The organism is Bradyrhizobium sp. JR4.1 (genome assembly GCF_040548605.1).
Lineage (GTDB): Bacteria > Pseudomonadota > Alphaproteobacteria > Rhizobiales > Xanthobacteraceae > Bradyrhizobium > Bradyrhizobium canariense.
In genome coordinates this window covers 59093-67500 of the sequence record NZ_JBEPRY010000001.1, presented here as the reverse complement: position 1 = coordinate 67500, position 8408 = coordinate 59093, and the positions used below count along the sequence as shown (strand labels likewise).

General features: G+C 61.9%; 8 protein-coding genes (1 of these 8 cut by a window edge). 4 read left to right on the top strand and 4 right to left on the bottom strand.

Going from position 1 to position 8408, the window contains the following annotated elements; all coding sequences use genetic code 11:
• On the bottom strand, nucleotides 1-927 hold the 5' portion of the coding sequence (locus ABIB90_RS00355) for a TRAP transporter substrate-binding protein (RefSeq protein WP_219680430.1). The gene continues 162 nt to the left of window position 1, outside the view; the window shows 927 of its 1089 coding nt (coding positions 1-927); it begins with the start codon at nucleotides 925-927; its stop codon lies beyond the left edge, outside the window.
• Nucleotides 928-1230: 303 nt separating this feature from the next.
• Here ABIB90_RS00355 and ABIB90_RS00350 point away from each other — a divergent pair, with 303 nt between their 5' ends.
• Together ABIB90_RS00350 and hisN are read left to right on the top strand one after the other, a co-directional pair.
• Nucleotides 1231-2316 carry an NAD-dependent epimerase/dehydratase family protein gene (locus ABIB90_RS00350; RefSeq protein ID WP_354199929.1) on the top strand — a complete coding sequence of 362 codons (1086 nt, stop codon included), beginning with the start codon at nucleotides 1231-1233 and terminating at the stop codon, nucleotides 2314-2316.
• A gap of 732 nt (nucleotides 2317-3048) precedes the next feature.
• Complete coding sequence (hisN, locus tag ABIB90_RS00345; RefSeq protein WP_007597271.1) at nucleotides 3049-3834, top strand: histidinol-phosphatase; 786 nt, start codon at nucleotides 3049-3051, stop codon at nucleotides 3832-3834.
• A gap of 130 nt (nucleotides 3835-3964) precedes the next feature.
• Here the strand turns inward: hisN and ABIB90_RS00340 are convergent, their stop codons facing one another.
• Nucleotides 3965-4615 carry an HAD family hydrolase gene (locus ABIB90_RS00340; protein ID WP_245285948.1) on the bottom strand — a complete coding sequence of 217 codons (651 nt, stop codon included), beginning with the start codon at nucleotides 4613-4615 and terminating at the stop codon, nucleotides 3965-3967.
• A 189-nt stretch (nucleotides 4616-4804) separates the two neighbouring features.
• Here ABIB90_RS00340 and ABIB90_RS00335 point away from each other — a divergent pair, with 189 nt between their 5' ends.
• Together ABIB90_RS00335 and ABIB90_RS00330 are read left to right on the top strand one after the other, a co-directional pair.
• Nucleotides 4805-5251, top strand: coding sequence for a GNAT family N-acetyltransferase (locus tag ABIB90_RS00335; RefSeq protein WP_354199928.1), 447 nt, complete (start codon nucleotides 4805-4807; stop codon nucleotides 5249-5251).
• A 122-nt stretch (nucleotides 5252-5373) separates the two neighbouring features.
• Nucleotides 5374-5907: a 2'-5' RNA ligase family protein gene (locus ABIB90_RS00330; protein ID WP_007597268.1), complete on the top strand. Its 534-nt coding sequence runs from the start codon at nucleotides 5374-5376 to the stop codon at nucleotides 5905-5907.
• 100 nt (nucleotides 5908-6007) lie between these two features.
• On the opposite strand, the gene ABIB90_RS00325 is transcribed toward ABIB90_RS00330, so the two are convergent.
• Complete coding sequence (locus ABIB90_RS00325; protein WP_354199927.1) at nucleotides 6008-7336, bottom strand: NAD(P)H-dependent oxidoreductase; 1329 nt, start codon at nucleotides 7334-7336, stop codon at nucleotides 6008-6010.
• A 137-nt stretch (nucleotides 7337-7473) separates the two neighbouring features.
• On the bottom strand, nucleotides 7474-8274 hold the full coding sequence (locus ABIB90_RS00320) for a phytanoyl-CoA dioxygenase family protein (protein WP_027514113.1): 801 nt from the start codon (nucleotides 8272-8274) through the stop codon (nucleotides 7474-7476).
• Nucleotides 8275-8408: the final 134 nt, after the last annotated feature.

Below are 8408 nucleotides of genomic sequence, written 5' to 3'. Positions count from 1 at the left end.
ATAGCAGCTTTCCAGCACTTCCTGCGGGAACGGCTTCAGGATCGCGCCGGCCACCAGCAGACGCTTCAGCGCCGGCGGATTGACGTAATCGTATTTGCCGGTCACCCAGGTGAAGGTATCGCGCGACGCGGCGTCGACCGCGGCCTGATAGTGCTTCGGCAGCGTGTTCCACTTGTCGAGATTGATGATGTTGTGACCCTGGCCGGTGCCTTCCCACCAACCGGGATAGTAATAGTACTTCGCGACCTTCACGAAGCCGAGCTTCTCGTCGTCATAGGGCCCGACCCATTCGGCGGCATCGAGCGTGCCCTTCTCCAGCGCGGGATAGATATCGCCCGCCGCGATCTGCTGCGGCACGCCGCCGACCTTGGCGATGATCGTGCCGGCAAAACCGCCGACCCGGAATTTCAGTCCCTTGAGATCGTCGATCGACTTGATCTCCTTCCGGAACCAGCCGCCCATCTGCGCGCCGGTCGACCCGGTCGGAATGCCGATGGTGTTGTATTCCTTCAGCAGATTGTTGATCAGGTCCTGGCCACCGCCCCACTGCAGCCACGAAATGTGCTGCCGCGTGTTCAAGCCGAACGGCAGCGACGTGCCGAACGTGAAAGCGGGGTTCTTGCCCCAATAGTAGTACAGCGCGGTGTTGCCCATCTCGACCGTGCCGTTTGCGACGGCGTCGAGCACCTGCAGACCCGGCACGATTTCGCCGGCGGCGAATGGCTGGATCTGGAAACGATTGTCGGTGATCTCGGCAACGCGCTTGGCGAAATATTCGCAGCCGCCGTAGAGCGTATCCAGCGCCTTGGGCCAGCTCGCGGCATATCGCCATTTGATCTCGGGCATCGACTGCGCGATCGCCGGCGCAGCGACGGCACTTGCGGCCAAGCCCAATCCGCCTGCCGTCAGGAATTTACGACGTTCCATGCGCTTCCCTCCGCTAAGTCGATGCTTCGACCAGGGAACGATCTTGGTGTCGTCTTGTCTTCGTCGACGCTCGACGTTTTCTGTTGAGACGTTGTGGCGTTTCCGAACGGCCCTTGCGGGCACTCGTAGATGGAATTCCGATCGTTGCGGTTCCGCGAGCGAGGATGACCGGGCGCTTCGCCGGAATCAAGTGTGATGTCTCAAGCCTCATGGGCGCCTCGCAGGTGCGAACGCCAGCCTGACGCAAGTCGGGCTGGCACGCGATCTGCTATTCCATCGCGCAAAAACCAGGGAGGCTCGCGCATGACGGGCAAGACGATCGTGGTCGCCGGAGCGAGCGGTCTCGTCGGCAATGCCGCGTTGCGACACTTCGGCATATCGAGCGGGTGCGATGTCATTGCCCTGTCCCGGCGGAGGCCGCGCGACCTCTACGGCGCCCGTCATGTCCCGATCGACCTGACCAGCGCAGTGGATTGCGGGCGCGCCGCCTCGGAACTGAGCGGCGCCACGCATCTGATCTACGCTGCGCTCTACGAGGCGCCGCAGCTCGTCGACGGCTGGCGCGACCCGCAGCAGATCAAGACCAACGATTTGATGCTGCGCAATCTGATGGGTGCGCTCGAGCCGGTCTCACCCGGCCTCAAGCATGTCGCCCTGTTGCAGGGCACCAAGGCCTATGGCGTCCACGTTCGCCCCCTGACCGTGCCGGCTCGCGAAGGCCGTTCCGAAATGTACGAGCAGCCCAATTTCTACTGGGCGCAGGAAAACTTCTTGCGCGAACTGCAAGCCGGCAAGGCTTGGCATTGGAGCATCCTGCGGCCGGTGCTGATCGTCGGCCTCGCCATGGGCGGCGCCATGGACCTGATCCCGCCGCTCGGCGTCTATGCCGCGATGCTGCGCGAGCAGGGCAGGCCGCTGGATTACCCCGGCGGCGCCGCGCGGGTGGCGCAGGCTGTCGATGTCGACCTCCTCGCCCGCGCCATCGCCTGGTCGGGCGAGGCCGAGGCCGCGCGCAACGAAGCCTTCAACGTGACCAATGGCGACGTCTTTACCTGGGAGAACATCTGGCCTGCGGTCGCCGATGCGCTGGAGATGAAGCCGGGCAAGCCGGTCCCGCTGTCGCTCACCAGGGAGTCTCCATCCTGGGTCGCCCCCTGGGATGCGCTGCGGCGCAAGCACGACCTTGCATCGCCAGCGCTAGTGGAATTCGTCGGCCTCTCATTCCAATACGCCGATTACAGCCTGCGCTACGGCCACACTGAATCCGGTCCGCCCTCGATCGTCTCGACCGTGAAGATCAACCGCGCCGGCTTCACCGAGATGATGGATACCGAGGACATGTTCCGGAAGTGGTTCAGGCAGGCGAAGCAAGAGCGACTGCTTCCCTGACGCACAACCAAAGCCGATATTCCGGGACGGTTGCGCAGGTCAGATTGTGACCCGGAGCGGTCCCCCGGCCGAGCCGGTTCGAACGGCTTCAAGTCTGGCTTTTGGTGGATTGTTTTGTCGTTCGCGATCCGGCCGTTCTTCTGTTTGCGTCGATCAACTGCGCCGGAAATTTAGAAGTCGCCGTTTGACCGGTGCAGACAGGCACGCTGCGTGCTTCATATGAGGGAATTTATGGACGCTGGTGGCTGAGAAAAGGATTGCGGCGTGCCGTACTGGGTCAAACGAATTCTCCTGAAATCGGGAGACCTTGTGACCGAGAAGGAGTTTGGTCGCGATGAGAACTATTTTCAGGGGCCCGCGCCCATCGTGGGCGATGTGATAAACGTTCGCTGCCACGGTAGGAATTTCGACGCTAAAGTCGTTTGGGGGAATTGGCCCGGGAGAAATCATGCAGCGGAGACAGTTGTGCCGCTCCGGGTCGAAGAGATTTAGCGTGGCTGCTGTTGGCCGCATAGCGGGCGTATCCGCCCAAAGTGCAATAGCGGCTTTTTTGACCCGTTTGAGACATCGCAGCCCATCTTAACGGTGCCATTTTCGTTTGGTCTCACCCTGGTCTAGCGGGTCCCGGCGCCGACCTTCAAGATCACCACCGTCCTGTTTTATACGTGTTTATAGGGTGTAGTTCGACGCCATCCGGATACGATGGCGCTGAGCGTGCAATGGAGATATTTGATGCCGAAACTGCCGGGCGCCGATTTCCTTCATCGATTGGCAGATATCGCCGATCGCGAAACCTTGCCGCGCTTCCGAACCGACCTTGCCGCCGATTCCAAAACTGGGGAGGCTTACTTTGACCCGGTGACCGAGGCTGACCGGGAAGCCGAGATTGCGATTCGAGCAGTGATCGAAACCGAATATCCCGACCATGCCATTCTGGGCGAAGAATTCGGTCTAACCGGAAGTGGCTCTTACCGCTGGGTCTTGGACCCGGTGGATGGGACTCGTCCCTTCATCTGCGGCCTTCCTGTCTGGGGCACGCTGATCGGTCTCACCGTCGATGGCCGAGCCGAACTGGGAATGATGAGCCAGCCCTTCACGAGTGAGCGTTTCTGGGCCACTTCCGATGGGGCCTGGTGCGAACGTGCAGGCAAGCGCCAACGACTGTCCACGCGAGACGTCGGCACCCTGTCGCGGGCTATCCTGCATACGACTTCGCCTGAGCACTATCATGGTGAGCTCAAGCAGGGCTTTGATCGCCTTTCCGCTTCGGTCCGGATGACCCGCTACGGGGGCGAATGCTATGCTACGGCAATGCTCGCTGCTGGCCGTATCGACCTCGCCGTCGAACCTTCGCTGCAGCCCCACGATATCGTCGCGTTGATCCCGATCATCGAAAAGGCGGGGGGAGTGGTGACGCGGATCGATGGCGGGCGAGCTGAGGAGGGTGGCCCGGTCTTAGCTTCGGCAACTGCCGGTCTTCATACACAGGCCCTTCACCTCCTCAATAGCGGAGGTTAGCGCGCGGACTTACAGGCTAACGAAGACGGATCTGCTGTCGATTAGAGAAATACTGGTGGCCCTTAGCTGACCCATCGCGGCATGGTTCGAGGCCGGTTTTGACCCATACCGGAGGTAGCCCATTTAGCGATCATCCAACACGATCTTGCAGCAAAGCCGGAAGGTCACTCATTCGATGGAAAAGGTTTCCGCAGATTGCTCCCAGTTGCAGTCCAGTTTCCGGATCGCCGCCGGTAAAACCTAAGACCCGCATCCCTGCGGCCTTTGCTGCCTGAACTCCGGACACCGAGTCCTCAACGACGATGCAGCGTGAAGGGTGAACGCCCATCGTTTGCGCCGCGTGCAGGAACAGGCCTGGATCTGGCTTCCACGAACCCACCTCGTAAGCGCTAAATATGCGCCCCTCGAAGCGGCCCAGCAGTTTCGCCAGTCCCAGTGTGTGCGTGAGCTTCGCCATCGGCCCGTTTGACGCTACACAAATGGGATCGGTAATTTCAGCTAATGCCGCATGGATTCCGTCGATCGGCTTCAGTTCGGCATCAAACGCAAATGCGGTTGCTCGTCTGACGTCGTCAATGAAGGTTTCACGAACGTCTCGACCCAACCGGCGCTCAATTGCTCGTACGCAATCCGTCATCTTTAGCCCTCGGAAAGACCGGATAGCCTCCTCCACACTAATCGCGGCTCCTTCCTCCGATGCTGCTTTGGCCAAGACGGTCACCGCAATGGTCTCGCTATCGACCAAAACGCCGTCCGAATCAAAGATAATTAGCTCTGTCACGCCGAGGTCCAAGTGGGAACAGTCTTGCGATGTCACGGAGTAGAGCGACATTCGATGCTACGCGCAATCGTCGTTTTGCGACAGTCGGCGGCAGAACTCGGCGTCCCGCGCGTCTGCGCCTCAGCGTTCGCCCTTGGCACCCCATCTGGTATTCTTTGCCCCATTCGTATTGATCCAAGGGACTAGCACATGAAAGAAGCCATTATCCGTCGTGCAACAGAACACGATCTCTCGGAAGTTCTGAACCTTTACGGGCATCTCCATCCGCACGAAGCTCAACTGGAGCCAGCTACGGCTGAGCGCGTCTGGTCCAATCTGCTTTCATCGGGGTTTATGACTGTGATCGTGGCGCAAGCAGGTGAAAAGCTTCTATCGTCGTGTACGCTCGCAATTGTGCCCAATCTGTCTCGGAGCGGCCGATCATATGGCGTCATTGAGAATGTAGTCACCCACGCCGACCATCGCAAATCAGGGCTCGGGCGACGGGTTCTCACCTATGCGCTTGAGATTGCATCGCAGGCCGACTGCTATAAGGTCCACTTGGCGACGGGGTCCAAGCGTGAGACGACCCTGCGCTTCTACGAGCGAGCAGGATTCGAACGAGGCGGCAAGACTTACTTCGAAGTGCGGCCGTAGGTGTCATTGGCCCTCCGATGTGCTTGGGGACGTGTCGGGAAAGCAGCGGCCAGATGGATACAGAATTGGGCGAGCACTGAGCGAGTTGCTGTGCGCGCCTAGGCGCTGTTAGTATTGCGCCCATGCCGTTCGCCATTACACTCTGCTTAGACCCCATCAGCGCTGTTCCTATCGAGGCAATGTGGCGCAAGCTTGCGACCAGCGGAATCGATGCCGATCGCTACCAACTTGGGTACGCGCCGCATATTACCCTGGCGATCTACCCGGACGAGACCCCCCTCAAGAGGCTACACACCGCGCTAGAAGATACCTCTCGAAATTGGGAGGCCCTCCCGATGAGCTTGAGCGGATTGGGGGCTTTCCCGGGTAACGGCACCGTTCTATGGGCCGTGCCGATCGTGACGCGCGATTTGCTTGCGCGGCATCAGGCCATACAAACCGCACTTCCCGATCTTAAAGTTGATGCGCATTATCGACCGGGAGCTTGGGTGCCGCACGTGACGTTATCGGCAGCTTTGCCCGACCCGGGGCCGGCTCTCATGGCTCTCCTATCAAGCTGGGAACCAACCACCGGCTTTCTCGATCGCGTGGAATTGGTGCGTTTCCGTCCCGTCGAAGTGCTGTACAGCTCGGTGTGCCGGCAAAGCGATTCGTAACTCAGGATGTCGCTTCTTCCCATAGCTTCCCTGAGTCGATCTTCAGCTTGAGTCCGCAAAGCGTCGGACAGCGGAGTAGGCCGCATCAATGAATCTCGATCTATGAGTGCGCGGCCTGCTCTGCGCTTGCAAACGCCGCCTCCATCGCCCGCCGCGTCCTGATCGTCTCGTTGCCCGCGTCAAATTCGACGTCACTCCAGCGCACGATCTCGCCATGGGCGACGTCGTGCTTCAGCCTCACGCGATGCGCCAGCCCGATCGGCAGCGCGCCGGCCTTGATGCTCGCGGCTGCCGGCACGAGCTTGCCCCACACCGTGTAGCCGCCTTCGCCGTCCAGCATCTCGCCGGCGCGCAGATTGCGCTTTGCCACGGCGGCGACATCGCCGCGGAAGCCGTGGGGCTGCCCGGTCGGCTCGCCCCGCAGTGCCGCCGACAGCACCGAGATGTTCAGCTCGAGGCCGATCAGATGATAGGGCTTGTACATCGCCGCGTACCGTCCGCTGCCATCGGTCTTGAGGCCGTATTGCCTGAAGCAGTCGGCGGCGTAGTCGTTCGGCGCCTCCAGCACGACGTAAACGCCCCAGCGCAGATCGCGAAACACCGGCCTTCCGTCGCGCTCGAGCGAGGAGACCACCTCCACGACGCCCGATCGCTCCAGCACGCCGCCCTTGCTGCGCGGCCGCATGATATGCGGGAGGTCGTCGACACCGCAGGGTGGGAACAGCAGACCCTCCGCAGGCACGTCCAGTCCGCAGGCGTTCGCAATCGCGGCCATCTCGATCGCCGATTTGGTGCCGTCGAGGAAGGAGTTGAACATCTGCGGATTCATCCCGGCCGATTGCGCCTCGCCCGCGGTCAACCCGTAATGCTGCCAGACGCTGTCGGGCGTCACGTCGTGATAGGCCGGCAGATATTTTGTCCCTTTGCCGGCGGCTACCACGTGAAAACCGGTGGCGCGGGCCCAATCCACCATCTCCGCGGTCAGCGCCGGCTGGTCGCCATAGGCGAGCGAATAGACCACGCCGGCTTTGCGGGCTTCCTCGGCGAGCAGCGGGCCCGCCAGCACGTCGGCCTCGACATTGACCATCACGATATGCTTGCCCGCCGCGATCGCGGCACGCGCATGCTTGATGCCGGCGGCCGGATTGCCGGTCGCCTCCACCACCACGTCCATCGCGCCGCCCGCAATCGCGCGCGCGCCGTCATCGGTGAAGACGGTGGCGGCGATGCGGGCCTCGTCCCACCCGACCGTGCGGCAGGCCTCGCGCGCACGATCCCGGTCGATGTCGACAATGATGGGAACCACGAGCCCCGGCGTGTGCGGCACCTGCGCCAGAAACATCGAGCCGAATTTGCCGGCGCCGATCAGCGCCACACGGACGGGCTTGCCGGCGGAAGCGCGAGCCTGGAGGAGGCGGAAGAGGTTCATGGGGCTTGTCCTAAGCGCAACGATTGAAGCTCGTCATTCCGGGGCGCGCGAAGCGCGAGCCCGGAATCCATCCATCCGCGACTTCTGCGGCCTGATGGATTCCGGGCTCGACGCTACGCGCCGCCCCGGAATGACGCTTACTCCGCCGCCTGTCGCGGCGCACGGGCGAGCCGCACCAGCGCGTCGTCGTCCACCGTCTTAATCGGTGCGAAGTCGCGATGCGCGATGTACTCCGGCCGCGTCGGTGTGCGGATGTAGTTCGAAACCGCGTTCAGCGTCAGGTACACGATCTTGCGCGGGTAGGGCGTGATGTTGCCGGCCGAGCCATGCACGAGATTGCCGTGGAACATCAGCATGCCGCCGGGCTTTCCCGTCGGCGCCACGATGCCGCCCTGCTTGACCAGCCGCGTCACGGTCTCCTCGTCCAGCGTCCACAGCGGATACGAAGTCGTCGCGAGGTCGTGCGAGGCCTTGAGGTCGCCGGCGTTCTGGCTCTGCGGCACCAGCATCAGCGGGCCGTTGATCGGCATCACCTCGTCGAGGAAGATCGCGATGTTCATCGCGCGCGGCTCCGGCATGCCGTCGTCGCGCTTCCAGGTGCCGTAATCCTGGTGCCATTGCCAGACGTCGCCGGTGAAGGCGGATTTTGCGTTGATCTTGAACTGGTGCATGTAGACCTGCTCGCCGAACAATTGCTCGACCGGGTCGATCATGCGCGGATGCGCACCCAGAATGCCGAACGCCTCGTTGTAGAGATGCGCGGCAAAGGCGGTGCGCGGCGCGCCGCTCTTCTCGCGCCAGACTTCCGGCCGGTTCGCGTCATAGATGGCAACCGCCTCGCGCGCGAGGAGATCGACCTCCTCCGGGCTGAACAATTCCGGCAGGAACAGCCAGCCCTCGCGGTGGAAGAACTCCAATTGCTCCTGGGACAGTTTCATGGCGCGTCCTCCTTTGGTTTGTTTCTTGTCATTCCGGAGCGCGACGAAGTCGCGAACCCGGAATCTCCGCAGCATAGGCCGTCCGATGGATTCCGGGCTCGATGCTGCGCATCGCCCCGGAACGACAGCGTGTG